A 25,712-nucleotide genomic window follows, 5' to 3' on the forward strand; every position below is an offset into this window, starting at 1 on the left:
GTGCCGCTCCTCTCTGCCGCTCCCGTCAGACGGCGCCACCGGGAACGACGAGGCCGGACTCGTACGCGGCGATCACCGCCTGGGTCCGATCGCGCAGCCCGAGCTTCGCGAGCACCCGGCTGACGTGGGTCTTGATCGTCTCCTCGCTGACCACGAGCCGGTCGGCGATCTCCGGATTCGACAGGCCGCCCGCGATCAGCCGCAGCACCTCGGTCTCGCGCGGTGTCAGCACGTCGCCCAGCGTCGACGAAGCGCGCGCGTGCGGCCGTATCCGCGCGAACTCCGCGATCAGCCGCCGCGTCACCGTCGGCGCCAGTAACGCCTCCCCGGCCGCGACCACCCGCACCGCGTCGAACAGCCGCTCGGCCGTCACGTCCTTGAGCAGGAACCCGCTCGCTCCTGCGGTCAGCGCGTCGTACACGTGCTCGTCCAGGTCGAACGTCGTCAGCATCAGGATCCGTGGTGCCCTCGCGCCGCCGGCCTCCACGATCCGCCGGGTCGCCTCGATCCCGTCCATCACGGGCATGCGCACGTCCATCAGCACCAGGTCCGGCTGCCCGTCCCGGCAGGCCCGCACCGCCGCCGCTCCATCCGAGACGGTCGTCAGCACCGTCAGGTCGGGCTGCGTCTCCAGCAACGCCGCGAACGCGTTGCGCACCACCTCGTGATCGTCCGCCACCACGATCCGTACCGTCATCCGTCGTCCCCCTCGACCGGCAGCCGCACCTCGACCAGAAACCCGCCCGACGGTGCCGGCCCCGCGTACACCGTGCCCCCGAGCATCGCAGCCCGCTCCCGCATCCCGGTCAACCCGTGCCCGCCCGCCGCAGCGAGCACGGTCCGAGCCGTGGCCGCAGCGGCGATCGTCGTTTCTGGTCCTGGGGCGGTCCTGGCGGTCGGGGCGGTCTTGGCGATCGGGGCGGGCCCGGCGATCAGGGCGGGCCCTTCGACCAGGGCGGGCGGGGGCGGCCGGCGCTCGCCCCCGGCGTGGTTCCCGCCCGCCGTCCGCATGCCCGGCCCGTTGTCGCGGACGCGGAGCAGCAGTTCCCGTTCGCCGTAGTCCAGCTCGACGTCGACGGCTGCCCCCGGCGCGTGCCGGCGCGCATTGGTCAGCGCCTCCTGCACGATCCGGAACGCCGTCAGCTCCACACCGGGGCCGAGCGGCGCGACCCGGCCGCGGACGATGAGCCGGGTGCTCGCCCCGTTGAGCCGGCGTGCCTCGTCGATGAGCTCGTTGAGCTGCCGCAGGCCGGGCTGCGGCCGCCGGGTCGGCTCCTCGCCCGAGTCCTCGCGCAGCACGGTGAGCAGGCGGCGCATCTCGGTCAGCGCCGACCGCGCGGTGTCTCCGATCGCGAGCAGGCGCTTCTCGCCCTCCGGTGGCATGCCGTGGGTCGTCAACCGGGCCGCCTCCGCCTGCACCGCGATCATCGAGATGTGATGGGCGACGACGTCGTGCAGCTCGCGGGCGATGCGGGCGCGCTCGCCCCGCGCCACGTGGTCGAGGAGGGTGTCGGCAATTTCGCGGTCGTCGCGGTCGCGCCGGGCGGCCTCGACCCGGGTGCGGTGTGACGAGCCGAGCAGCACCGCGCCGCCGGCGAGCGCGAGCAGCATGACCGCGAACGCCCGGCCGCCCGTGCCGGTGTCACCGCCGGCCGGATCGGCGAACGTCACGCCGGCCGGTGCGAGGGCGTAGACCACGAACGGCGCCACCAGCAGGGCACCCCATCGCGGGCGCAGGCGCTGCCCGGCCACGAAATACATCCCGCCGAGCGCGACGATCGCCGCCACGGTCAGCGGTACACCGGAAAGCAGGGTCACCAGGGAACCCGCGGCGACGAACGCGGCCGCCAGGCCCGGCACCGCGCGCCCCAGCGCGAGCGGGAGCGTCACCGACAGGCCCAGCAACGTCGTGGTGAGAGTCAGCCGGCGCGCCCAGTCCTCTTCCTGGAGCACGAGGAAGCCGAGGACGAACGCGCAGGTCAGCGGCCACTGCCTGGTGGCGACGGCCGCTCGGCCCGTCGACAACGTTCGTTCCAGCGCTCGGTTCACACCCGTCATTCTGGTCGCGCGTGGCCGTTCCGGCGTCCCCCGTGCCAGCCGCTTCCGAGTAGCTCTCGTGGGGGATGCATCCCTCACGTCAGGGATGCCGAGGACAGCTCTGTGGCGGGACGACGCCGGGCCGCCGAGTTCGTACCGTCGACGCCATGCAGCCATCCATCGAGGTAGGCGCGGTCCGGAAGCGGTACCGCTCGGTCGTCGCCGTCGACGGCCTGACCTTCACCGTCCGGCCGGGCGAGGTGACCGGATTCGTCGGTCCCAACGGGGCCGGCAAGTCGACGACGATGCGCGTGATCATGGGGCTCGATGCACCGGACGAGGGGCAGGCGCTCGTCAACGGCGTGCCGTATCGCTCGCTCCGCCGGCCGCTGACCCATGTCGGCGCCCTGCTCGACGCGGCCGCGGTGCATCCCGGCCGGTCGGCGCGGGACCACCTGCTGTGGCTCGCCAACAGCAACGGCATTTCCAAGCGTCGGGTCGGCGAGGTGCTGGAGATGACCGGCATCGCCTCGGCCGCGCGGCGCCGGGCCGGTGGGTTCTCGCTCGGGATGCGGCAGCGGCTCGGGATCGCCGCGGCGATGCTGGGAGATCCGGCGGTCCTGCTGCTCGACGAGCCGGTGAACGGGCTGGACCCCGAGGGCATCGTGTGGATCCGTGGCCTGCTGCGGTCGCTGGCCGCCGAGGGCCGGGTCGTGCTCGTGTCGAGCCACCTGATGAGCGAGCTGGAGGGCACCGCCGACCACCTGATCGCGGTCGGCCGGGGCCGGCTGATCGCCGACATGAAGGTGTCGGAGCTGCTCGCGGCCGCGTCGAAGGGCCGGGTCGAGGTGCGCACGACGCAGCGCGCGGAGGCGATGACCCTGCTCGCCAACGCGGGCGGCACGGTCGCCGCGACGGGCGACGACCAGCTGTCGGTGGATGGCCTGCCGGGGGAGCGGATCAGTGCGCTGCTCACCGGCGGCGGCGTGCCGTTCGCCGAGCTGCGGCAGCATCGGGCCTCGCTGGAGGAGGCCTACATGGAGCTGACCCGCGACGGTGTCGAGTTCAGCGCGACGGGACGATGAGGTGGCTGCGATGAGGGGCGACGGGTTCGGTGCGACGCTGCGCGCCGAGTGGACGAAGCTGCGCACCGTGCGCAGGTGGACGCTGACGCTGCTGTGCTCCGGGATACTGATCGTGGTGATCGGCCTGCTCGTCTCGTCGAGCAGCGGCTCCGACGTCAACCAGCATCCCGACTTCGTGGTCGGGCCGGACGGGCAACCGGTCGTCGACGAGTTCCAGTTTGCCCATCAGACGCTCTCCGGCGATGGCACGATCACCGCCCGGGTCGCCGCGCAGGAGGACAGCGGCACCGACGCCAGCGCCGGGCTGATCATCAAGGACGGGCTCACGAGCGGCTCCCGGTATGTGGCGTTACGGGTCACGAAGAAGGGCGTCCATCTGGAGGCCGACTACGCGACCGGCATCCGGGGCAGCTCCCGGACGGCGCCGGTGTGGCTGCGGCTGACGCGGCAGGGTCCGGTGGTGACCGGGTATGAGTCGGCCGACGGGTCGAGCTGGACGAAGGTCGGCCAGGTGACCGCGGCCAAGCTGCCGCGTGACGTCGAGATCGGGATGTTCGCGAACTCGGCGCCGAAGGTGGTTGTGAAGCGCAGCGCCGGCAGCACGTCGGTGGGCCAGGAGGGGACGCGGAGCACGGCGTCGTTCGACAACGTCCACCTCGACGCGGCCGGTGCCGGTGCGTGGGACGACGACGCGGTGCACCGGCCGGAGGGCGAGCCGAAGGACCTCGGCGGTAACCGGGGGCAGGCGGGCGAACGGCCGCCCGGGGTGAAGGCGGCCGGGGTGGTCGAACGCGACGGCACCTTCGCGATCACGGGAGGCGGGGAGATCGGGCCGAACCCGCCCGACGACGACGTCGTGTCGATCGCGCTGTTCGGGGTGCTGCCCGGGCTCATGGCGCTGGCGGCGGTCGGGGTGCTGTTCGTGACGTCGGAGTACCGCAAGGGCATGATCCGGGCGACGTTCGCGGCGAACCCCCGGCGGGGCCGGACGCTGGCGGCGAAGGCGATCGTGATCGGCGCGGCGGCGTTCGTCATGACGCTCGTGGGCGGTGCGGGCGCGCTGCTGGCGGCCCAGCCCGTCCTGCAGGACCGCGGCTTCGCACCGCCGGCGTATCCGGAGTACTCGCTGACCGACCCGCCGGTGCTCCGGGCGCTCCTGCTGACGGCGCTGTTCGTCGCGATCCTCACCGTCTTCGCGACGGCGCTGGGCGCGGTGCTGCGGCACAGCGCGACGGCGATCACGACCGTGGTCGTGTTGATCGTGGTGCCGGTGATCCTCTCGTCGATCCTGCCGCTGTCGATGGGCCGCTGGGTCATGCAGCTGACGCCGGCCGGCGGCCTCGCGACCTGGCGGGCGAAGCCGCCCACCACGACGCTCGCCGATCCGTGGTCGATGATCGGGCCGGCGGCGGGGCTGACGGTCGTCTCGGTGTACGCCGTGGTGACCCTCGCCGTCGCCTGGTGGCTGCTGCGGAGGCGGGACGCATGAGCGGCTCGGAGCCCGGCGGCGGCCGTGGCAGCGCGCATCGCCGCGGGGCCGGCCCGATCGGTGGGGCGATGAACGCCGAGTGGACGAAGCTGTGGACCGTGCAGAGCACCGGCTGGCTGGTGCTGGCGATCGTGGCCCTGACCGTCGGGATCGGGCTGGCGATGACCGGCACGCTCAACAGCGACGGCTGCGGGACACCCTGCCCCGAGGACACGGTGCGGCTCAGCCTGTTCGGGGTGCGGCTCAGCCAGGCGGGCGTGGTCGTGCTGGCGGTGCTCGCGGTCGGCAACGAGTACGCGACGGGGATGGTCCACACCTCGGTCATGGCGCTGCCGCGGCGGGCGTGGGCGCTGGCCGGCAAGTTCGCCGTCGTCGCGGGGACCGTGCTCGTCGCGGCGACGGTGGCCGTCGGGGCGTCGCTGCTCGTGGGACGGTGGATGCTGCCCGGGCGCGGGTTCACGGCGGCGAACGGGCACCCGGCCCTGTCGCTCGCCGACGAGCCGACGCGGCGGGCAGCGCTCGGGACCGTGCTGTACCTGGTGCTTGTCGCGCTGCTGAGTGCCGGAGCGGCCGTGCTCGTCCGCGACACCGCCGGGGCGATCACCGGGGTGCTGGTGCTGCTGTACGTTGCGCCGCTCGTCGCGGCGCTGGTGTCGAACGCGCGGTGGCAGCGGTGGCTGCACCGGTACTCGCCGATGGATGCCGGGCTGGCGGTCCAGGTGACCCGGCACCTGGAACCGCAGGACATCGGGCCGTGGGCGGGGCTCGGGGTGCTGGCGGTGTACGCCGCGGTGGCGGTTGTGGCGGCGCTGGTGATGTTCGAGGTGCGGGACGCATGATGCGCTGGGCGGTGGGCGGCGAGGCGGGGCCGCCCCTCGGTGACGGCCCCGCCGGGCGGTCAGACGGACATGGCCACCCGCTGGCCCAGCTCGTGGCTGATCCGCTCGAACGTGCCGGCGTTCTCCTGCTTCTGGACCATGTTGGTCTGCAGGATCTGGGCGCACTGCGTCTCGCCCATGAGGAGCGCCTTGTCGATCAGGCCCCGGTAGCCGGCCATGCCGAAGTGGGCGAGCTTCGTCTCCGCGTCGACGGTGAAGATCTCCAGCGCCTCGGTCGACGGGTGCTGGTTGCTGAACGCCTGGAACTCGGCGCGCATGCCGTCGATGGCCGCGCAGGGGACGTCCATCGGCTCCATCTCCAGCATCGCGAAGCACGTCTCGATGTTCTGAATCTTCTGCTGGCCCTGCTGCTGCTGAGCCCGCAGGATCTGGGCGAGCGGACTGTGCTCCGCGTGCCCCAGGATCTCACCCACCATCTGGTTGCTCTTGCGCTCGGCGTCGTACATGCCCGACAGCTCGTAGAGGAACAGGTCGGCCGGGTTGTCGAGTGCCATCTGCTTCTCCTGCCTGCGTTGACGTCTGTGGGTGGTGCCGGGCGCGCTCTACCCGCTCGCGAGGGGGCTGAACACGCCGGCTTGGCCGAACCCGTGGCCGCCGGCTCGGCCGCGCGAGATGCCGGCGCGCGCGGCGCGTGCGTTGCAAGTTTCACGGGGCCGCCGCTGGTCGTCAGGGGTGCTCGGCCACCGTCGTTGACCTGGACTGAACCGCTTAATACGTTGCCTGGCGATCGGAAGGGAGGCCTCATCGTGAGGAAGCGGTTCACCCTGGCGGGCGCCGCCGTCCTGGCCGTGGTGGTGTCGGTGCTCGTCGCCGTGCAGCCGGCGCAGGCGGCCACCGGCTTCACCGTCAGCAACGGGCGGCTGTACGACGCCAACGGCAACGAGTTCGTGATGCGGGGGGTGAGCCACGCGCACACGTGGTACCCGTCGCAGACGAGCTCGTTCGCCAACATCAAGGCACTCGGCGCCAACGCGGTGCGGGTCGTGCTGGCCACCGGCGACCGGTGGACGAAGAACGACACGGCCGACGTCGCCAACGTCGTGTCGCAGTGCAAGGCCAACCGGCTCATCTGCGTCCTGGAGGCGCACGACACGACCGGCTACGGCGAGCAGAGCGGCGCCGTCTCGCTCGACCGCGCGGTCGACTACTGGCTGAGCGTGAAGAGCGCGCTCGTCGGCCAGGAGAAGTACATCATCGTCAACATCGGCAACGAGCCGACCGGCAACACCGCCGCCACGGTGGCCGCCTGGCCCACGGACACCGCCAACGCGATCAAGCGGCTGCGGTCCAACGGGTTCGAGCACACGATCATGGTCGACGCGCCGAACTGGGGACAGGACTGGCAGTTCACCATGCGCGACAACGCCGCGACGGTGTTCGCCGCCGATCCGGCGAAGAACACGGTGTTCTCGATCCACATGTACGGGGTGTTCGACACCGCGGCGGAGATCAACGACTACCTGAACCGGTTCGTCTCGGCGAAGCTGCCGATCGTGGTGGGGGAGTTCGGCTTCAACCACTCCGACGGCAACCCCGACGAGGACACGATCATGGCGACGACGCAGTCGTTGCGGATCGGGTACCTCGGCTGGTCGTGGAGCGGCAACGGTGGCGGCGTCGAGTATCTGGACATGGTCACCAACTTCAACCCGGCGCAGCTGACGAGCTGGGGCGACCGGATCTTCAACGGCGCCAACGGCATCAAGACGACCGCGAAGGAGGCCTCGGTGTACGCGGGCTCGTCCCCGTCGCCGTCGCGCTCGTCGGCGTCGCCCTCACCGTCCGTCTCGGTCTCGCCGTCGCGCTCGGCGTCGCCCTCGCCCTCGTCGTCGCAGCCGGCGGGTGCCTGCCGGATCGCGTACTCCGTCGTCGGCCAGTGGCCGGGCGGCTTCCAGGGCGACGTGCAGATCACGAACACCGGGACGTCGGCGGTCAACGGCTGGCGGCTGGCGTGGAGCTACGCCAACGGGCAGACGCTCACCCAGTCGTGGGGTGGCCAGTACACGCAGTCGGGAGCGGCGGTCACGGTGACCAACGCGAGCTACACGGCCAGCATCCCGGCGGGCGGGACGGTCAGCTTCGGGTTCCTGGCGAACTGGAACGGTTCGAACACGAACCCGGCGGCGTTCACGCTCAACGGGACGCGGTGCTCGTGAAGTAACCTCGGCGCGTGGATCGCGTGGTGATCGTGGGGGCGGGGCCGGTGGGCGTCGCCTCCGCGATCCTCCTCGCGCAGCGGGGCATCCGGTGCCTGGTGCTGGACCGGTACGAGGAGCCGTATCCGCTGCCTCGCGCGGTCCATGTCGACGACGAGGTGCTGCGGATCCTGCAGGAGATCGGGGTCGCCGACGAGTTCCTGCGGGTGAGCCGGCCGGGGCTCGGGCTGCGGCTGCTCGACGGGCGGCACCGGGTGATGGCCGAGTTCCGGCGGGACACGGCGACCGGGCCGCACGGGTATCCGCAGGCGAACATGTTCGACCAGCCCGACCTGGAGCGGCTGCTGCGGACCCGGCTTGCGGAGCTCGACAACGTCGAGCTCATCGGTGGTGCCGAGGTCACCGGCGTCACCTGGGACGGCGCGCCGCCCGGGGCGCGGGCACAGGGGGGCGAGGGCGGTTCCGGGATCGAGGGGTGGGGCGGGGGCGCGGCTCGGGTGCGGTACACCGTGATCCGCAGCGGCGACGTGCGCTCCGTGGGGGCGGATGTCGTGCTCGGGTGCGACGGGGCGAACAGCACTGTGCGCGGGATCATCGGGGCACGGCTGGAGGACCTGCGGTTCGAGGAGCGGTGGCTGGTCGTCGACGGGGTGTGCGACCGCGATCTCGGGGCCTGGGGCGGGGTGCACCAGGTGTGCGATCCGCGGCGGGCGGCGACGTTCATGCAGTTGGGGGCGCTGCGGTACCGGTGGGAGTTCCGGCTCCGTCCGGGAGAGTCCACTGTGGACGTCGACACCCTGCTGACACCTTGGCTGGGTACCATCGGGGTGCGGGTGGTTCGGCGGGCGGAGTACACGTTCCGGGCGCGCATCGCCGATCGGTGGCGGGCCGGGCCGGTGTTCCTGCTGGGGGACGCGGCGCATCAGACGCCGCCGTTCATCGGGCAGGGGCTCGGGGCGGGGCTGCGGGATGCCTACAACCTGGCTTGGAAGCTGGCGGATGGGGACCCGCGGCTGCTTGCGACGTATGAGGCGGAGCGGAAGCCGCACGCCCGGGCGCAGATCCGGCTGGCGATCGTGGCCGGGTGGGCGATGACCGGCGGGCAGGACCGCGCGGCGGCGGTGCGGCGCGTCGTGCTCGGGGCGATCTGGCGGGTGCCCGGGTTGAAGGGGCTGGCGCTGCGTTCGACCAGTCCGCCGTTGCGGCTCGCGCGTCGCCGAGGACTCGGCCGCCGCACGAGGCCGGCCCGCCGGGGTGGGCTCGCGGGTCAGGCCGGGCTTGCCGATAGCGGGGTCGCGGGCGGCGGGCGGCGGGCCGGGCGGCTCGCACCGCAGCCCCTCGTCGTGTGGGAGGGGCGGACCGTTCGGCTCGATGAGGCGCTCGGGGATCGTTGGGCGACGCTGTTCTGCGGTCGGCCCGCCGTTGCGCCCGTGGGCCGGGCGATCGAGGTGACGCCGGAGCTGGATCCGTCGGGGCGGCTCCGGCGGTGGCTGCGCGGGCGGACCGTCGTGCTCCGGCCCGATCGGGTGGTCCACCGGGGCTGAGGGGCCGGGCGTTCGTCGTGGTGACGGCGTCGTGAGCATCGCCCGGTCAGGACTGGTCGGGGAGTGCGTGGCGGGTGCGCTTGCCCCAGGGGTCGGGGTCGCGCCAGGTGCGGCTGTGGATCAGGCCCACCGCCAGGACGCCCGCCGCTGCGGCCAGCCACGCCGGGAGGGGGTGGTGGGCGGCGTCGGCGTGCCACCAGGCCGCGCCCGCGATCATGAAGGCGCCCCAGCCCGTGGCCACGCTCACCGCCGGGGAGTCGCGGAACGGGGACGGGTTGTGGCCGTTGCCCGTGCTGCCCTGCAGGTAGTAGGGCAGGCCGTTGCCCGCGAAGAAGCCGGCTACGAAGCCCAGGACAGCCGAGAGGAGCATCAGGTACCTCCGTATAATCGGACTCGTGACTCCGATTAGAAGATACGGAGCAGAAACTCCGGTTGTCAACGAGAAGCCGCTGCGGGCCGATGCGCGGCGGAACCGGGCCCGGGTGCTCGCGGCGGCCGAGGACGTGTTCGCCGAGCACGGGGTCGGGGCCTCGACCGAGGAGGTGGCCCGGCGGGCCGGGGTCGGCATCGGGACCGTGTTCCGGCACTTCCCGACGAAGGAGGCGCTGCTGGAGGCCGTTCTCGTCGAGCGGATGCGCCGGCTCGCGGAGATCGCCCGCGAGCGGGCCGACGAGGGGGCGCCGGAGGAGGCGTTCTTCGGGTTCCTGGAACTGGTCGTCGGGCAGTCCGCGACCAAGAACGCGCTGGCCGGGGCCGTGGCCGAGGTCGAGAGCGTGGTGGCCGAGGTCGGGCGGGAGCTCCGGGCGGCCATCGAGGTGCTGCTCGTCCGGGCGCAGGAGGCCGGGGTCGTGCGGGGCGACGTGAGTGCGGGGGACGTGATCGCGGTGCTGGTCGGGGCCTCGCGGGCGGTGGAGTACGCGGGGGCCGGGAGCCGGGCCGCCCGGGTGATCTTCGACGGCCTCCGGCCCGGTGTCGCCCGCGAAATCGGTGGACAGGCACCGGGAGAATGGGGGTGAGATGGACAGAAATCAGATGGTCAAGGTGAGCAAGCGGATGTCGAAGGTCCTCCGCCACGATCCCGCGCGCGTCGGGCTCACCCTCGATCCGGCCGGGTGGGTGCCGGTGCCCGAGTTCCTCGCCGCCCTGGGGATCGATCGGGGCACGCTCGACGCCGTCGTCGCCGGGAACGACAAGCAGCGGTTCGCCGTCGTCGTCGGCGACGACGGGGTGGAGCGCATCCGCGCCAGCCAGGGGCACTCGGTGCCCGTCGAGCTCGGGCTGACGGCCGCCGAGCCGCCGGAGGTGCTGTTCCACGGGACGAGCGCCGCGGTGCGGGAGTCGATTCTCGCCACTGGGATCAACCGGGGTGGGCGGCACCACGTGCACCTCTCGCCGGACACCGAGACCGCGCGGCGGGTCGGCATGCGGCGCGGCGGGGCGATCGTGATCTTCACGGTGCTCGCCGGGCAGATGGGCCGGGACGGGCACACGTTCTTCCGGTCCGACAACGGGGTGTGGCTCACCGACGAGGTGCCCCCGGAGTACCTACGGTTTCCCGGATAGCCGGCGCTGCAGCAGCGTCGCGAGCGGGATCGACTCGCCGTCGCGGGCGCCCTCGCCCACGATGAGCCGGGGCGGCTGCGGCTCCACCGTCACGCCCGTCAGCCAGCCGGTGGCGGACGTGGGAACGAGCAGCGAGTAGTACTTGCCGTCCTCGCCGACGGCGATCGTGTGCGCCGGGTTCAGGTACCAGCCGCGGAGCCGGGTGCGGTAGGTCCGGCCACCGTACGAGTGGGCCTTCAGCGGCTCGGCCGGCAGGCCCGCCTCGCGCGCCTCGGTGACGAAGGCGGCGATCTGCGCCATGGCCTCGGCGGCCTCGGACGCCCGCCGTTGCTCCAGGGCGGCCCCGTGGTGGGCGATCGCCCGGGCCCGCTGGGTGGACCAGTCTTCATGCGGCGAAGAGGACGGCACCCCGCCCAGCATAGTGATCAGCCGGTCCTTCCGCCGCGACCACGCCGCCGCCCGCTCGGCGGCCCGGGCCATCTGCCGGGAGCCGTACCGCCACCGCGCCCACGGGCTGGTGGGGGACGCCAGCCGGAACGCCCCGATCACCCCCGCGAACGGCGTCGCCACGCTCAGCAGCGCCAGCCACGGCTTCCCCTTCAGCGCGGTGACCACGGTCAGGGTCAGGTTCAGGCACACCACGCCGACGACCGCCCACCGGGTCGTCGCCTCCCGCCGCTCCACGTCGTTCAGGCCGAACGGGACGGTGCTGACCACCAGCATGATCGTCACGACCGTCACCGCGATCACGGCGTCGATCGAGGTGCGGCCCTCCCGTGACCAGTACACGTCGCGCAGGTGCAGCAACAGTGCGTACTCGTCCAGGACCAGCCCGGCGCCGATCCCGAAGCACAGCGCCAGGACGTCCCGCCACGGCGACGGGACCGCGGTGAACGACAGCGTGCCGGTGACGAGCATGATCAGTACACCGAAGAACTCATGATGCAAGTGGACGCCGCCCGCCGTAAGGTTGCCGGGCCACCACCGCACCTGCGCCCGGATCATGCGGGTGCTCGTGCGGATCGCTGCGAACCCGCCCACGAGGCCCGCGAGCAGCAACAGCAGCGGCTGCTTACCCGCTGCGACGATCTGCTCGTTGTACCAGTCGCAGATCACAGAGACCGACCACGCCACCGGCGGGAACTGCCCGCCTGGGATGCTTAGTAAAATCGCCGAGCGAGGAGCACCGCCGTGACCGCGAGCACAGACGAAGAGGACACCACCGGCTTCGCGGACCTCGGCCTGCGCGACGAGCTGCTCAAAGCGCTCACCGGGCTCGGCTACGAGGAGCCCACGCCGATCCAGCGCGAGGCGATCCCGCCCATGCTGGCCGGCCGCGACCTGCTCGGCCAGGCGGCGACCGGCACCGGCAAGACCGCCGCGTTCGCGCTGCCGCTGCTGCAGAACATGCCCGCACCCGGGGGTGACAACCCGTCGGCGCTGGTCCTGGTGCCCACCCGCGAGCTGGCGGTCCAGGTGTCGGAGGCGATCCATCGGTACGGCCGGGAGATCGGCACCCGCGTCGTGCCCATCTACGGCGGCCAGCCGATCGGCCGGCAGCTGCGTGCCCTGGAGCAGGGCGTCGACGTGGTGGTCGCCACGCCCGGCCGGGCCCTCGACCACATCGGCCGGGGCACGATGCGCCTGCACGACCTGCGCGTCGTGGTGCTCGACGAGGCCGACGAGATGCTCGACATGGGCTTCGCCGAGGACATCGAGGCGATCCTGCAGGAGACCCCGGAGGACCGGCAGACGGTGCTGTTCTCCGCGACGATGCCGCCGCGGATCGAGGGCCTCGCCCGCAGCCACCTCAAGGACCCCATCCGCATCCAGATCGGCCGCGAGCCCACTCCCGCGGGCGAGGCGCCGCTGGTCCGCCAGGTCGCCTACGTCGTGAGCCGGGCGTACAAGCCGGCGGCCCTGGGGCGCGTCCTCGACGTCGAGGCGCCGGGCGCGGCGATCGTGTTCTGCCGCACGCGCGACGAGGTCGACCAGCTCACCGAGACGCTGAACGGGCGGGGGTACCGCGCCGAGGCCCTCCACGGCGGCATGGGCCAGGAGCAGCGCGACCGGGTGATGGCCCGGCTGCGCAACGGCACCGCCGACCTGCTCGTGGCGACCGACGTCGCCGCCCGCGGGCTGGACGTCGAGCACCTCACGCACGTGGTCAACTACGACGTGCCCTCGGCCCCGGAGTCCTACGTGCACCGCATCGGCCGGGTCGGCCGGGCCGGCCGCGAGGGCGTCGCCATCACCCTCGCGGAGCCGCGCGAGCACCGAATGCTCAAGACCATCGAGCGGATCACCAAGCAGCGGATCGCGATCGAGAAGGTGCCGACCGTCGCCGACCTGCGGGCCCGGCGACTGGAGCTGACCCGTGCGGCGCTGCACGAGAGCCTCATCGCCGACCGCGACCTGGAGCGCTTCCGGGTGGTCGTGGAGACGCTCACGGACGAGTTCGACCTCATGGAGATCGCGTTCGCCGCCGTGAAGCTGGCCCACGAGTCGGGCGGCGGCGGCGAGACCGACGAGGAGGAGATCCCCGACGTCACCCTCCGCGCGCCGCGCGAGCGCGACGGGGAGCGGCCGGGGGAGCGGCCCGGGCGGCGGGTCAGTGTCCGCGACGCCGACGGCCGGGGCGGCCGGGGCCGCGAGCGGCGCCTCCCGGCCGGCGGGATGACCCGGCTGTTCGTCGGGGCCGGCCGCAGCGCCGGCATCCGCCCGCAGGACCTGGTCGGCGCGATCACCGGCGAGTCGAGCCTGACCGGCCGCGACATCGGCGCGATCGAGATCGCCGACCGGTTCGCGCTGGTCGAGGTGCCGGACAACGCCGTGGACGAGGTGATCGACACGCTGCGCCGCACGACCCTGAAGGGCCGCCGCCCGGTGGTCCGCCGCGAGCGCGCCCGCCCCTGACCCCTTGGCGTCGATCTTGCAGTTGTGGTGCCTGACAAACCCGGACATTCACGGAGCGTCCTGGCACCACGGGTGCAAGATCGACGAGGTCAGGGGACGGCGACGACAGCGCCGTCCGGGAGGACGACGGCCAGCGCGGCGTCCGGGGGCGGCGCGTCGAAGACCAGGGTCTCGGCGGCGCCGTTCCGCACGGCCGGGCCCCGCGAAGGCAGCGCCACGCCGTCCGCGGTGACCGTGAACGGCACCACCGGACGGTCGGTGAAGCGGAGCGTGACCTCCAGCCGGTCGGTGCCCAGCACGTCCACGCTGGTCACCCGGACGGCCGGCACCGCCACCGACCCGGACGCGTCGGCGGGCGTGGGGGCGGCGGTGCCCAGCACGCCGCCGATCGCCAGCCCGGCCGCGGTCGCCACGGTGAGTGCGGTGAACGCCTCGCGTGCCAGTCCCATGGCCGGCAGCGTCACACGACGGGCTGAGGTGCGGCTGTGGTGCGGCTGAGGTGCAGGGTCGTCTTGTCCTCAGCCGTCGGACCCCACGACTGCACCACCACGGGCACGCCGAGCGTGTCCTCCACGGCCGACTTCCAGTCGGTGACGCTCGTGTACCGTGGGTCGGCGCGCCCGAGCGAGTGCGTCAGACGTGCCTGCCGCGCGAGGTCGCCGGGCGGCCCCGGCCGCAGCGTCACCCCGCCGTAGCTCGTGCACATCCGGTCGACGGGCAGGTCGAGGTGCGTGAGCGCCAGCCCGTCGGCGCCGCCCGCGACGTCCAGCGCGTACCGGTGGGCGACGGCGTCGAAGTGCCCGACCCGGAACGCTCCCTGCCACGGGTTGGCCGGGTTGTTCGGGTCGGTGATCCCGAGCCCGGGGTCCTCGGTGACCAGCGGACCGGCCCCGTGCCGGGTGGTGATCGTCCGCAGGACGCCGAGCCGGTACGCCGGGCGGCCGCCGAGCAGTTCGAGGGCGTTCGCGAACGTCGTCGTGCTCCAGGTCGTGTACGGGTGGAAGCCGTGCCACTCGTCCAGCAGTACACCTTGGGCACCCTCGAACACGCAGGGGCCGTCGTCGAAGCGCATGCCGTCGACCGTCGTCACCGTCGCCGCGAACCCCTCGTAGGCCCGGACGCAGGCGTCGACCGGCGGCCCGCCGGCGCCGAGGCGCTCGCGCAGCAGGGCGAGCTTGCGCCGCAGCTCCGGCGGGTCGAGGCAGTCACCGGCGCGCACGGCGTCGCCCGGATGGGCCAGCGCGTACGCCATGCACTCGCCGACGCCCATCCCGCACGAACCGTGGCGGGCCGTGCCCCGGGCGCGTTCCTTGGCCCGGTTGGCCTCGCGGTGGTACGGCGTTGAGATCAGCGCCGACCGGTCGACCGTGAGGAGGCGCCACACGTCCGGCACGCCGAGCGCGGTCAGGTGCTCGGCCTCGGTGACGAGCGCGAGCGGGTCGACCACCGTGAACCGGGACAGGTGCGTGCGCACGCCCCGCAGGGTGCCCGACCCGAACTGCGCGAACGTGTGCTTGCGGCCGTCGGCGAGCACCACCGTGTGGGCCGCCTGGGCACCGCCGTTGAACCGCACGACGGTGTGGACGTCGCGCGTGGCGCACAGCCAGTCGACGACGGTGCCCTTGCCGCAGTCCCCGAAGCCGAGGTCGACGACGATGACGTGCACTACAGCCGTTCCACCGCCGCGGGCGCGGCCAGGTCGGCCGGGGCGGCGCCGGTCGCGACCGGGCCGCGGTCGCCGCCGATGCGGGCGAGCGCCTTGCCGACCGTGGTGGTTGACGCCGAGCCGAGGTCGCGCAGGTCGTCGAGGCCCTCGTCGAGGTCGATCGCGTCCTCGCCGAGCCCGACGGTGAGCGCGATCGTCTCGCACACCGCGTCGAGGTCGTCGAGCTCGATGACGTTCTGGCCGAGCAGGTCGCGCCAGAAGTCGAGGATCGTCGAGTTCCCCGCGTACGAGGCGCCCGCCGGCAGGATGTAGTACGTGTCGTACATCTGGCGCAGCTCGTCCACCATGGCCCGCAGGGCGATCGGCTCGGCCAGCTTGTCGCCGATCACGTGCTTGACCTCGTTCGGCTTCACCTTCCGGTACGCCTGCTCGTCGCCGATGATGAACAGGTAGCCGCGGCGGCCGCGCTTCTCGTAGCAGTCGATGCTGGTGCGGCGGGCCATGAAGTACATCGCCAGCTCGTAGGACTCGGTCATCTGCCCGCCGCCGCCACCCTCCAGCAGGATGCGGCCGAGGTCCTCGTCGAGCCGGTTGTCCGACTCGAACTGCCCGACCTGCAGCGGCGCGCGGTCGCACGTGGCGTCGCCGATCGCGCCGAACAGGATCTGCGGGTCGGTGCAGTACCCCTTGCGCAACAACAGGCCGAGGAGCTGGGGCAGCTTCTGCTGCAGGACCCGGGGCACGCCACCCATCGAGCCCGTCACGTCGAACAGCACCGCGATGGCGACCGAGTTCGGGTGCTCGTCCGAGTCCCGGCTCTCGCGGACGCTGACCCCCTTCGGGTCGAGGTTCTTGTGGGTACTGCGGGCGCCGGAGTCGCTGTACGCGAAGGCGCTCGTGCCGGTGGTGCGCCGGTAGCGGTCGGCGGCGTCGTAGACGTCGGTGGACCAGATCCCGCTTCCCATGATGGTTCTCCTTTACAGCGTGAACGGTCGGTATTTGCGCGGGCCGTACAGGCGGTGCAGCAGCTCGTCGAGCTCCGCCAGCAGCCGCCACGCGTCGTCGGGGCGCTGGCGCGGCGAGGCGAGCCGGCAGCCGTCGGCGAACCGGCGCAGCGGCTGCGGTGCGCGGTCGCCCATCAGGTCGGCCATGAGCCGGGCGGCCATGGCCAGGTCGGTGAACGGGCCCGGGGTCTCCTTCGCGAGCACCTCGGGCGGGTAGTGGTCGCGGTGGCGCGGCACGATCGCGGCGATGCGCTCGCCCGGCTCCGCGGCGCTGTAGCACCAGTCGACGAGGATCACGCCGTGGTCGTCGGCCTGGATGAGGACGTGCTCCGGCAGGACCGCGCCGTGCACGACGCCGGCCCGGTGCGCCAGGCCGAGCGCGACGAGCAGCCGCCGCCACATCCACGCGGCGTCGCGCGGGTCGAGCCCGTCCGTCCGGCGGGCCTGGACCTCGGCCAGGCTGTGCGTCGGCTTCCCGGCCGAGATGGCGATGACGTTGGCCCGCCGGACCAGGCCGGCGTCCTTGTGGCGGAAGCTGTCCACGAGCCGCGGGACATAGGGGAGGTATCGCGGGTCGCCGCGCTCGGCGAGCCGGCGCAGGGCCTTCGCCTCGCGGGCCATGAGGTCGTTGCACGACGGGTCGCGCACCAGCTTCAGGTGGCCCTCGGGGATCCTGTAGAGGTTGGCGAGATCGCCCTCGAAGGCCTTCTGGCCCGTCGAGTACCGCCCGTTCGGGCTGCGGATCGTGCCCCGGCTGTGCCACAGCTCGGCGAGCCGCGCGAAGGCCCGGGCCCCTCCCGGGCCGGCGGTGTCGGGATGGGTGAGGCGGGCGAGTCTGCGGTACTGCCGGGCCGGGTCGTCGCCGCCGAAGAGCTCCTCGGCGGAGGCCGTCTCGACGAGCGCGATCGCCTCCAGCGGGGTCATCGCACCGTCTCCTCCCGGCTCGGCATCAGCAGGGCCGGGTGCAGCAGCCGGGCGTCGCCCGCGCGGTAGAGCTTGGCCCGGGGACCGCCGCGGGCGCCGCCCCGCTCGGTCACCCCGCCGGTGCTCTCCACGAAGCCGGGCACCGACAGCACCTTGCGGTGGAAGTTGCCGGCGTGCAGGGGTTCGCCCCACACGATCTCGTAGACGGCCCGCAGCTCGGCGACCGTGAACTCCTCGCCGACGAACTTCGTGGCCAGCGGCGTGTACTCGAGCTTCGACCGGGCCCGCTCCAGGCCGTCGGCCAGGATCGTGGCGTGGTCGAAGGCCAATCCGTACGTCGAGTCGGTGGCCTCGCCGACCGGGGTCCACGCGGCCACCCGGGCGTCGCTGCCGGGGACGGGGTCGGGCAGGTGCGGGGCGAACGCCAGGTAGGCGACCGAGACGACGCGCATCCGCGGGTCGCGGTCGGGCGCGCCGTAGGTGCCGAGCTGCTCCAGGTGCAGCCGGCGGTGCGCGGTGGCGACGCCGGTCTCCTCGGCCAGCTCCCGGGCCGCGGCCGTGGGCAGGTCCTCCCACTCGCGGACGAAGCCGCCCGGCAGGGCCCACATGCCCTCGCTCGGCGGGCAGGCGCGGCGCACGAGCAGGACGGTGAGCTCGTCCTGGCGGATGGTGAAGGCGACGACGTCGACGGTCACCGCCACGGGCGGGTAGGCGCGCGGGTCGTAGCTGGCGAGGAACTCGGCTTCGTCCACTGGTCCCTGGTCCTTCTCGGTTCGAGTCTTTCTCGTTCTGAGTCTTACTCGTGTTGAGAAGAACCATAGTGCGGGTACGGTCCGGTGGCAACGGGGTTTGTGTGTCGCCCTCCTCTCACCGGAGGCCGGATATGTCCGGCGCTGACGCGCCTGACATATCCGATATTTCGGTTATGCGGCGTTTAACCGGCGGTCAGGCGGGTGCGCAGCTGGTGGCCGTGAGCGGCGGAGATCTGGGCGGCGACCGCGTTCCTGACCAGGCCGCTGCGGTGGCGGACGTGCCCGCCGGGGCCCTCGGCCAGCAGGTGGGCGTGGACGAGCTGGTCGACGGCGGCGAGCACCTCGTCGACGTCGAACCCGCCGACCGCCGCGACCTGCTCGACCCGCAGCGACCCGAGCGCGGCGGTGAGCCGGAGGATCTCCCAGGCGGCGGGCGGCATCCACCGGGTTCGTTGCCGGGCGAGGTGCATGGCGGCCTCCTCGGCGGCCGGCCCGGGTTCGACGAGCGCCGGGATGCCGCCGCTGCGCTCGAGCGTCGCGGGGTCGAGCTCGGCGGCCCCGAGCGGGGCGAGCCGCAGGACGAGGTCGGCGCCGAGCTCCCCGAGCGGCCGCCCGGCGATCCCGGACGGGTACCGGTACGAGACCACGACCCGCACCCCGCGCTCCCGTAACCAGCGCAGCTCGGCGACGGAGTCGGCGTCGAGGTGCTCGGCGTCGTCGACGGCGACGGTCTTGCCTTCGATCCGCTCCGCGATGTCGTCGAGCTCGCCCGGGGTGAGATGCCGCCGCTCGGCCATGGCGGCGTCGAGCACGGCGTCGGCGGGCGCGTGCAGCTGTCGCAGGACGGTCCGCAGCCACCCGAGCCGCAACGCGCCGCCGGGCCCGGGCCCCTTGCCGAGCCCGACGGTCGCCCGCTCCGTCTCCCGCAGGCGCCCGAGGGCCGCCGACTTCCCGGCGCCAGCCGGCCCGACGACGTGCACGATCCCGGGCCCGTGCGCGAGCACCCGCAGCTCTGCTTCCCGCCCCAGGAAGGACGATGCGGGCCGATGCGACTCGGCCTCGCTCGATGGGGGCCGGTGCGGTGCGCGCTCGCTCGGGGCCGGGACGGTGGGCAGCTCCCGGACGACGGCCAGCCGCCCGGCGTCGGCCGGTCCGCGCATCCCCTCCGGCTCCGGCGCGGGGGCAGGGACCGGGCGGCGGCGGTCGCCGCGGCGGCGGTCGTGGACCGGGGCCGGGTTGTCCCGCAGCTGCGCGAGCAGGGCCGCGGTCTCGGCCGACGGCGCGATGCCGAGCTCCTGGTCGAGGGCGCGGCGGCACTGGTCGTACCACCGGACCACCTCGTCCGGCCGGCCCAGCGCCGCGCTCGCCCGCATGCCCATCCGGTAGGCGCGCTCGGCGAACGGCTCGAGCTCGATCGCGTCCCGGGCCAACCGCTGCACGCGGGCCGGATCGGCGCCGGTCGCGGCCTCCGCCTCGGCCAGGTCGAGCAGCGCCCCGACGACGGCGGCGCGCACCTCGGCCCGGGCGGGCGCGGCCCACTCCGCGTACTCGTCCTCGCCGAACGGCAGGTCCACCGCCAGCCGCACGATGAGCTCCCGCACGTCGGCCCGCCCCGGCTGCGCCTCCGCGAGCCGGACCGCGGTGCGCAGCTCGGCGAGGTCGAGGCGGGCCCGGTCGGTCGCGAACAGGTACCCCCCGGCGCGCGTCACGATGAACGACCGTGCCGTCGGCACGCCCGGCTGCAGCGTGCGCCGCAGCACCGACACGTAGTGCTCCAACGCCGCCGCGTGGTTGCCGGGCAGGTCCTCGCCCCAGACCGCGTCGGCGAGCGCGTCCTTCGACTGCACGCGGTCGTGCCGCGCGGCCAGCACCCCGAGCACCTGCCGCGCCCGCCGCGGCAGGTCGTCTCCGGTCACCCGCCGCGCCGGCCCCGGCCCGTCGCCCAGCCGCTCGACGACCTCGATCCGCCCGAGCACCCGCACGTCCACGTCCACGCCCGCCGCGATCGGCAGCCACCCCGCGGACCTGAGCCCTTGCACCCCCTGGCCCGGCGCCGACCGCCATCGTCCGGCGCGGACCGTCGTTCAGCCGGCTTCAGGCGGCTTCAGCCGGACCACAGCCCGCCGTCAGGTGCGCGTGGTCCCCTGCGCACCATGAAGATCTTTGCCGCGGCCGGTCACACCGCCAGGTTCACCTGGCGGCTCGTGCTCGCGATCGCCCTCCTGGCCGCGCTCACGGCCGGCCTGACGACGACCATCCTGTCCGCGCTGCGCTGACGATCCCGCGCCGACAATCCTCTCCGCTCTTCGCTGAGACCCCCTCTCGTCAGATCACCGTGAGGCCGGCGCTCGCCACGATCTGCGGCGGCGCCGTCATCCGCCACGCCTCGGTGATGAGGTCCGCGACCTCATCCTCGTGCGCCTTGCGTAATCGCACCTGGACCCAGCCGATCCGGCCCCACGTGCGCGCCTTCTTGTAGGCCCGCGGGTCGTCCTCGATCAACGCCGCCTGCTCCTCCCGCGTGGCCTTGACCAGCATCGTGCTGTCGTCCGCGCACAGGTAGGCGAAGCCCTGGTCGCGCACGCGGAACCCGAGGTGGTTGCCGTGCTGCCGCGGCTCGACCTCGGGCAACGTAAGAACCATCCGGAGCGCCTCTTCGACGCTCACCCCTCGTCCGGTTCGGATCCCCATGACTCTGGTGTAACAGGAGGGTCCGACACTTTTCCGGGGATCCGATTTTCCCCTTTTGAGTCCTTCATGATCAATGGGTGGCGCTGAGCCGTTCGATCTTGCGTTGCCGCAGCGTGCGACCCGCCGATCGGGAATTTGTCGGGGGGCGTCGCTATGGTGTCGCCCGTCGGGATGGACCGGCCGAGCCCAGGAGGCACCCCCATGGACACGACGCCACCAGAGGACGTCTTCGTCGTGCCGCCCGCATGGCACCGCCACATCCACCCACGGCAGGGCGCCCCGGTGGGTTACCGCGCTGACCCCGGCTGGCCCGACGCCGTTGCCCGGCTGCTCGCCGACGACGCGCTCGTTCGCAAGTCGCCGGGCTCGACCCGGCCAGTCGCCCGGATCGAGCCCGGCCTGGTGCATCACGACCCGACCGCCGTGCCGGAACAGACGGTCGCGGCCGTCTGGGGCACCGACCTCGACGGGGCCGACCACGTCCGCCTGGGCGACCTCGACCCCGTCGTCGCGTCCGAGATCATCCGTGATGATGAGGAGACAGCACCGTGAGCACCGAGGACACGTATGTCACCCCCGCGTCCTGGCAGCGCAGCATCGTGCCGCGGCGCGGCGGCCTGCCAGTGGCGTGGCGGCCGGGGGCCAACTGGGCCGCCGTCGTGGCGGAGCACACCCAGCCCGACGACCCTGAATCCCTGTCGCGGCGGGCCCTGGCGCAGCAGCACACCCCGGCCGACGTCCGCGCGGAGGGGCTCGCCCACCTCGACGGCGACCCGCTCAGCACGCCGCTGGGCGCCGCGGCCGTCGCCGTCACCGCGGTCGGCCCGTCGGACCGGTGGAGCTCGGCGATCAGCTCCGCGTTCGCCGACGGGTGGGTCGCCACGCGCGGGCTGCCGTTCGCCGTGCGGGCGGCCGTCGAGCTCGTCGACCTCAAGCACCCCCACCCGCGGGGCCGCGTCCAGACCATGGGGGTCGGCCACGTGGGACGTTACGGCGCCAACACCCCGTCCGCCGGCTGGGAGATCGACGGCACGACGCTCGTGCTGCAACGGCTGCGCACCGCGATGGCCGCCGCGTCCGACGACGAGCACGCCGCCGCCGTCGCCGCCCTGGCCGCCGCGCGGGAGCTGCCGCTGCGGCCGCACCAGCTCGCCACGGCGTCGTTCCTCGCACCGCAGCGGCGGGACTGGGTGTCGCACGACGTCTCGGCCCACGGCGCGCTGCACGGCGACTGGATCCAGCTGCTCCTGGTCGGTGCGATCACCGAGCCCGGCCAGCTCACGACGCTGACGCAGCGCAACCACCTGGACTACCGGGTCAGGTCGTCGCTGACCCGGGTGCACACCCTGGCCGAAGGGCTCGGGGCCGGCGGCCTGCCGGCGCTGTTGGAGCTCGCCGACGCCTACGGCACCGACGCCGAGTCGCGGTCGCTGTTCGGCGCGATCGCGGCCATCCCGACCGACGACGCGTTCGGGGCCCTGCTGGCGCGGGCCGACGACCGGTACGTCGCGGCGGCCCTGCTGGAGGCCGCCGACCGGTTCCCGCGCCGGGCGATGCGGCTGCTCGCGGCCGGGCCCGCGTCGGCGGCCGTGAACACCTACCTGCGGGCCCACATCGCCAAGCACCGCGACCTCGCCGACGAGGTCGCGGCGGCGCTGCCCGCCGGGCCGGCGGAGCGCATCCGCGCGGTGTCGGCGCGGCTGGCCGCCGCTCGGGAGGCCCCCGCCGAGGCGCTGCCGCCGCTGCTCGTGTCGCCGCCGTGGGCCGCCGGGCGCACGGCGGCGAGGCCGGTCGTCGTCGCGGTGCCCGCGTGCACCGACGCGCCCGCCGTCGACTGGGCTCCCGGCGAGCGCGACGCCTGGTCCCGCCGGCCGGTGCACTACGGCAACCTGCGCGACCTGGCCGACATCGAGGTGCGGTATCGGGCGGGGCGCACCTCGACCTGGGAGGAGGTCGGGCTGTTCGTCCGCGGGTCGGACGAGCTGGTCCGCTCGCTGCTGCCGCAGTGGCGGCCGGGGGACCTGTGGGACGGCGACGAGTGGCTGGGCCTGCTCGCCGCCCGCCACGAGCTTGTCGCCTTCCCGATGATCGTCGACGCGGCGCGGCGCAGCCCGCTCAACGGGGCGAAGGCGCTGCTGCCGTTCACCGGGCCCGAGGTCGCGGAGCTGATGGCAATGTGGTTCGCGCGGCTCAAGTCGGTCCGGGCCGTCGCGGCCGCCTGGCTGCAGCGGCACCCGGAGGCGGCCGCCCGCGCGCTGGTGCCGGCGGCGCTCGCCAAGCCCGGCGCCGCCCGCCGGTCGGCCGAGCGCGCCCTGCGGGCGGTCGCGGCGGCCGGGCACCGCGGCGTCATCGAGGGCGTGGCCCGCGACCACGGGGCGGAGGCCGCGGGCGGCATCGCGGCGCTGCTCGACGCCGACCCGCTCGAAGCGCTGCCGGCGAAGCTGCCGACGCTGCCCGACTGGGCCGACCCGGCGCTGCTCACCGCGCCCGAGCTGGCCGGCGGCGCCGGTTCGTTGCCGGCCGGCGCGGTCCGGCCCGTGCTCATGATGCTGGCGATGTCGCGGATCGGCGAGCCGTATGCGGGGATCGCCGTGCTGCGGGAGGCGTGCGACCCGGCGTCGCTCGCGGAGTTCGCGTGGTCGCTGTTCGAGGCGTGGCAGCTGGCGGGCTCGCCCTCGAAGGAGGGCTGGGTGCTCGACGCGCAGGCGCTGCTCGGCGACGACGGCACCGTGCGGCGCCTCGCCCCGGTCATCCGCGCCTGGCCCGGCGAGGGCGGCCACGCCCGCGCCGTCGCCGGGCTGGACGTGCTCGCCGAGATCGGCACCGACGTGGCGTTGATGCACCTGCACGGCATCTCGGAGAAGGTGAAGTTCAAGGGCCTGAAGGAGCGCGCCGCGGAGAAGATCGCCGAGGTCGCCGCCGAGCTCCGGCTCACGCCCGAGCAGCTCGCCGACCGGCTCGTGCCCGACTTCGGGCTGGAGGCCGGCGGCACGCTCGTGCTCGACTACGGCCCGCGGCGGTTCGTGGTCGGCTTCGACGAGCAGCTCAAGCCGTTCGTCGCCGACGAGGACGGCAAACGGCGCGCCGCACTGCCGAAGCCCGGCGCGAAGGACGACCCCGAGCTCGCCCCGGCCGCGGAGCGGCGGTTCGCGGGGCTGAAGAAGGACGTGCGCACCGTGGCCGGCGACCAGATCCGCCGGTTCGAGCGGGCCATGGTGTGGCAGCGGCGGTGGGCCGGCGCCGAGTTCCGCGAGCTGATCGTGGGGCACCCGCTCGTGTGGCACGTCGCGCGGCGCCTCGTGTGGGCCACCTACGACACGGCGGGCGCGGTCGTCACGGCGCTGCGCGTGGCCGAGGACCGCAGCCTCGCCGACCTCGACGACGAGACGGTCACCGTCGCCGAGGACGCGGTGGTCGGGGTGGCGCACCCGCTGCAGCTCGGCGCGACCGGGCCGGCGTGGGCGGAGCTGTTCGCCGACTACGAGATCCTGCAACCCTTCCCGCAGCTCGGCCGCGAGACGCACGCCGCGAGCGAGGAGGAGCTGCGTTCGACGGTCTTCACGCGGTACAGCGGGATGAAGGTCCCGACGACGAAGGTCATCGGGCTGGAGCGGCGCGGCTGGCGGCGGGCCGAGCCGATGGACGCCGGCGTGCAGGACTCGATGGAGCGTGACCTGCCGGGCGGAGCCGTGCTGGTGCTCGACATCGAGCCCGGCATCGTCGTCGGCGAGATCACGATGATGCCCGACCAGCAGCTCGGTGGTGTGTACATTCGCGGCGCCGGTGAGAGCGCGTGGAGCCGGGAGCACCGGCACCGGCTCGACGGGCTCGACCCGGTGACCATGTCCGAGATCATCCGGGACCTGCGGGAGGTCGTGCAGTGAGCGTCGTCGAGGAACTGACCGACGGAGTCCAGCGGCCGCCGGCCGAGGTGCGGTTCGCCGACGAGCTCGCCCGGCTGCGCGACGCCGACACCGGGCCCCGGCCGCCCGGCTGGGCGCTCAGCCTGACCGCGGCGCGGCGGTTCATCGTCGGCGACCCGGACCTCGGGGTGAGCCGGAAGTTCGTCGGTGACCCGTCGCTCATCGACCGCGCGCTCGTGGCGCTCGCGACGAGCCGGGGGCTCATGCTCGTCGGCGAGCCGGGCACCGCCAAGTCCCTGCTGTCGGAGCTGCTCGCCGCCGCCGTCAGCGGCGTGTCGACGCTGACGATCCAGGGCGGCGCGGCGACGACCGAGGACCAGATCAAGTACTCGTGGAACTACGCGCTGCTCGTCGCCGAGGGGCCGTCGGAGCGGGCGCTTGTGCGGGCGCCGCTGCTGCGCGGAATGGCCGAGGGCCGGGTCGTGCGGTTCGAGGAGATCACCCGCTGCCCGCTGGAGGTGCAGGACAGCCTGCTCTCGCCGCTGTCCGACCGGGTCATGGCGATTCCGGAGCTGACCGGGCCGGGCGCGATGGTGTTCGCCCGCGACGGGTTCAACGTCATCGCGACCGCGAACACCCGCGACCGCGGCGTCAACGAGATGAGCGCCGCGCTCAAGCGGCGGTTCAACTTCGAGACGGTCTTCCCGATCGCCGACTTCACGACGGAGCTGGCGCTCGTCGAGGCCGAGGCCGGGGCACTGCTGCGCCGCTCGGGCGTCGCCGCCGCGCCGCGCCGCGACGTGCTCGAGGTGCTGGTCACGACGTTCCGGGAGCTGCGCACCGGGCAGTCGGCGCGGGGCGACACGATGGACCGGCTCTCCTCGGTGATGAGCACCGCCGAGGCCGTCTCCGTCGCGCACGCGGTCGGGCTGCGCGGGTGGTTCCTGCGCGGCGAGGCCGGCAACGCCGAGGACTTCGTGGCCTGCCTCGCCGGCACGGCGGCGAAGGACAGCCCGGAGGATCTGGCGAAGCTGCGGCGGTATCTGGAACAGCAGGTCTCCGGCCGGTCCGGTGCCCAGTGGAAGGCGCTGCACGCCGCGCGCCGCCAGCTGCCGGGCTGAGC

Annotated in this window: 24 protein-coding genes; 12 read left to right on the forward strand and 12 right to left on the reverse strand. The window is 73.6% G+C overall.

Annotated features, from left to right (window positions below; all coding sequences use genetic code 11):
• Positions 1–25: 25 nt before the first annotated feature.
• Positions 26–697, reverse strand: coding sequence for a response regulator (locus IEZ31_RS03525; RefSeq protein WP_190248238.1), 672 nt, complete (start codon positions 695–697; stop codon positions 26–28).
• Positions 694–2,049 (reverse strand): sensor histidine kinase, encoded by a 1,356-nt coding sequence (locus IEZ31_RS03535; protein WP_229834089.1) that lies wholly within the window; start codon positions 2,047–2,049, stop codon positions 694–696. Before IEZ31_RS03535 ends, IEZ31_RS03525 begins: the two co-directional genes overlap by 4 nt.
• Before the next feature lie 155 nt (positions 2,050–2,204).
• Here IEZ31_RS03535 and IEZ31_RS03540 point away from each other — a divergent pair, with 155 nt between their 5' ends.
• Genes IEZ31_RS03540 through IEZ31_RS03550 form a run of 3 tightly spaced genes read left to right on the forward strand, consistent with a single transcriptional unit; the run spans position 2,205 to position 5,450 of the window.
• Positions 2,205–3,122 (forward strand): ABC transporter ATP-binding protein, encoded by a 918-nt coding sequence (locus tag IEZ31_RS03540; protein WP_190248239.1) that lies wholly within the window; start codon positions 2,205–2,207, stop codon positions 3,120–3,122.
• Between the two features lie 10 nt (positions 3,123–3,132).
• A complete protein-coding gene (locus tag IEZ31_RS03545) occupies positions 3,133–4,611 on the forward strand; it encodes an ABC transporter permease subunit (RefSeq protein WP_190248240.1) in 1,479 nt (492 codons plus the stop codon).
• Positions 4,608–5,450 carry an ABC transporter permease gene (locus IEZ31_RS03550; protein WP_229834091.1) on the forward strand — a complete coding sequence of 281 codons (843 nt, stop codon included), beginning with the start codon at positions 4,608–4,610 and terminating at the stop codon, positions 5,448–5,450. Before IEZ31_RS03545 ends, IEZ31_RS03550 begins: the two co-directional genes overlap by 4 nt.
• A gap of 59 nt (positions 5,451–5,509) precedes the next feature.
• Here the strand turns inward: IEZ31_RS03550 and IEZ31_RS03555 are convergent, their stop codons facing one another.
• Entirely contained in the window at positions 5,510–6,004 is a 495-nt protein-coding gene (locus IEZ31_RS03555; protein ID WP_190248241.1) for a YciE/YciF ferroxidase family protein, read from the reverse strand.
• 252 nt (positions 6,005–6,256) lie between these two features.
• Between IEZ31_RS03555 and IEZ31_RS03560 the strand changes: the two genes are divergently transcribed.
• The gene (locus tag IEZ31_RS03560) at positions 6,257–7,666 is read left to right on the forward strand and encodes a cellulase family glycosylhydrolase (protein ID WP_190248242.1); all 1,410 of its coding nucleotides are present in this window, start codon (positions 6,257–6,259) and stop codon (positions 7,664–7,666) included.
• 14 nt (positions 7,667–7,680) lie between these two features.
• On the forward strand, positions 7,681–9,210 hold the full coding sequence (locus IEZ31_RS03565; protein ID WP_190248243.1) for a bifunctional 3-(3-hydroxy-phenyl)propionate/3-hydroxycinnamic acid hydroxylase: 1,530 nt from the start codon (positions 7,681–7,683) through the stop codon (positions 9,208–9,210).
• Between the two features lie 46 nt (positions 9,211–9,256).
• Here IEZ31_RS03565 and IEZ31_RS03570 read toward each other — a convergent pair whose 3' ends face one another.
• Positions 9,257–9,580: a hypothetical protein gene (locus IEZ31_RS03570; protein WP_190248244.1), complete on the reverse strand. Its 324-nt coding sequence runs from the start codon at positions 9,578–9,580 to the stop codon at positions 9,257–9,259.
• A 25-nt stretch (positions 9,581–9,605) separates the two neighbouring features.
• Here IEZ31_RS03570 and IEZ31_RS03575 point away from each other — a divergent pair, with 25 nt between their 5' ends.
• Entirely contained in the window at positions 9,606–10,226 is a 621-nt protein-coding gene (locus IEZ31_RS03575) for a TetR/AcrR family transcriptional regulator (protein ID WP_229834094.1), read from the forward strand.
• Position 10,227: 1 nt separating this feature from the next.
• The gene (locus IEZ31_RS03580; protein WP_190248245.1) at positions 10,228–10,773 is read left to right on the forward strand and encodes an RNA 2'-phosphotransferase; all 546 of its coding nucleotides are present in this window, start codon (positions 10,228–10,230) and stop codon (positions 10,771–10,773) included.
• Here the strand turns inward: IEZ31_RS03580 and IEZ31_RS58810 are convergent.
• A complete protein-coding gene (locus IEZ31_RS58810; RefSeq protein ID WP_190248246.1) occupies positions 10,756–11,889 on the reverse strand; it encodes a hypothetical protein in 1,134 nt (377 codons plus the stop codon). The two genes, IEZ31_RS03580 and IEZ31_RS58810, sit on opposite strands and share 18 nt — an antisense overlap.
• Before the next feature lie 75 nt (positions 11,890–11,964).
• Between IEZ31_RS58810 and IEZ31_RS03590 the strand changes: the two genes are divergently transcribed.
• Positions 11,965–13,689: a DEAD/DEAH box helicase gene (locus IEZ31_RS03590; RefSeq protein WP_190248247.1), complete on the forward strand. Its 1,725-nt coding sequence runs from the start codon at positions 11,965–11,967 to the stop codon at positions 13,687–13,689.
• An 89-nt stretch (positions 13,690–13,778) separates the two neighbouring features.
• Here IEZ31_RS03590 and IEZ31_RS03595 read toward each other — a convergent pair whose 3' ends face one another.
• The 6 genes from IEZ31_RS03595 to IEZ31_RS03620 all read right to left on the reverse strand — a co-directional run bounded on the left by IEZ31_RS03595 (position 13,779) and on the right by IEZ31_RS03620 (position 20,029).
• Positions 13,779–14,138 (reverse strand): hypothetical protein, encoded by a 360-nt coding sequence (locus IEZ31_RS03595; protein ID WP_190248248.1) that lies wholly within the window; start codon positions 14,136–14,138, stop codon positions 13,779–13,781.
• Between the two features lie 11 nt (positions 14,139–14,149).
• Entirely contained in the window at positions 14,150–15,346 is a 1,197-nt protein-coding gene (locus IEZ31_RS03600) for an adenylosuccinate synthetase (RefSeq protein ID WP_190248364.1), read from the reverse strand.
• An 8-nt stretch (positions 15,347–15,354) separates the two neighbouring features.
• Complete coding sequence (locus tag IEZ31_RS03605) at positions 15,355–16,320, reverse strand: hypothetical protein (protein ID WP_190248249.1); 966 nt, start codon at positions 16,318–16,320, stop codon at positions 15,355–15,357.
• Between the two features lie 12 nt (positions 16,321–16,332).
• Positions 16,333–17,283, reverse strand: coding sequence for a lipopolysaccharide kinase InaA family protein (locus IEZ31_RS03610; protein ID WP_190248250.1), 951 nt, complete (start codon positions 17,281–17,283; stop codon positions 16,333–16,335).
• Entirely contained in the window at positions 17,280–18,035 is a 756-nt protein-coding gene (locus IEZ31_RS03615; RefSeq protein WP_190248251.1) for an NUDIX hydrolase, read from the reverse strand. The genes IEZ31_RS03610 and IEZ31_RS03615 overlap by 4 nt, the downstream gene beginning before the upstream one ends.
• A 182-nt stretch (positions 18,036–18,217) precedes the next feature.
• Positions 18,218–20,029, reverse strand: coding sequence for an AfsR/SARP family transcriptional regulator (locus IEZ31_RS03620; protein WP_190248252.1), 1,812 nt, complete (start codon positions 20,027–20,029; stop codon positions 18,218–18,220).
• Between the two features lie 159 nt (positions 20,030–20,188).
• On the opposite strand from IEZ31_RS03620, the gene IEZ31_RS58125 reads away from it, so the two are divergent.
• On the forward strand, positions 20,189–20,311 hold the full coding sequence (locus tag IEZ31_RS58125) for a hypothetical protein (RefSeq protein WP_268241644.1): 123 nt from the start codon (positions 20,189–20,191) through the stop codon (positions 20,309–20,311).
• A 49-nt stretch (positions 20,312–20,360) separates the two neighbouring features.
• Here the strand turns inward: IEZ31_RS58125 and IEZ31_RS03625 are convergent, their stop codons facing one another.
• Positions 20,361–20,678: an MmcQ/YjbR family DNA-binding protein gene (locus IEZ31_RS03625; protein WP_190248253.1), complete on the reverse strand. Its 318-nt coding sequence runs from the start codon at positions 20,676–20,678 to the stop codon at positions 20,361–20,363.
• A gap of 249 nt (positions 20,679–20,927) precedes the next feature.
• Here IEZ31_RS03625 and IEZ31_RS03630 point away from each other — a divergent pair, with 249 nt between their 5' ends.
• The 3 genes from IEZ31_RS03630 to IEZ31_RS03640 are packed head-to-tail and all read left to right on the forward strand — an operon-like array spanning position 20,928 to position 25,710.
• Positions 20,928–21,278: a hypothetical protein gene (locus IEZ31_RS03630; protein ID WP_190248254.1), complete on the forward strand. Its 351-nt coding sequence runs from the start codon at positions 20,928–20,930 to the stop codon at positions 21,276–21,278.
• Positions 21,275–24,610 (forward strand): DUF4132 domain-containing protein, encoded by a 3,336-nt coding sequence (locus IEZ31_RS03635; protein WP_190248255.1) that lies wholly within the window; start codon positions 21,275–21,277, stop codon positions 24,608–24,610. The genes IEZ31_RS03630 and IEZ31_RS03635 overlap by 4 nt, the downstream gene beginning before the upstream one ends.
• Entirely contained in the window at positions 24,607–25,710 is a 1,104-nt protein-coding gene (locus tag IEZ31_RS03640) for an ATP-binding protein (RefSeq protein ID WP_190248256.1), read from the forward strand. Before IEZ31_RS03635 ends, IEZ31_RS03640 begins: the two co-directional genes overlap by 4 nt.
• Positions 25,711–25,712 lie beyond the last annotated feature (2 nt).

This window comes from Dactylosporangium sucinum (assembly GCF_014647515.1).
GTDB classification, from domain to species: Bacteria; Actinomycetota; Actinomycetes; order Mycobacteriales; family Micromonosporaceae; genus Dactylosporangium; species Dactylosporangium sucinum.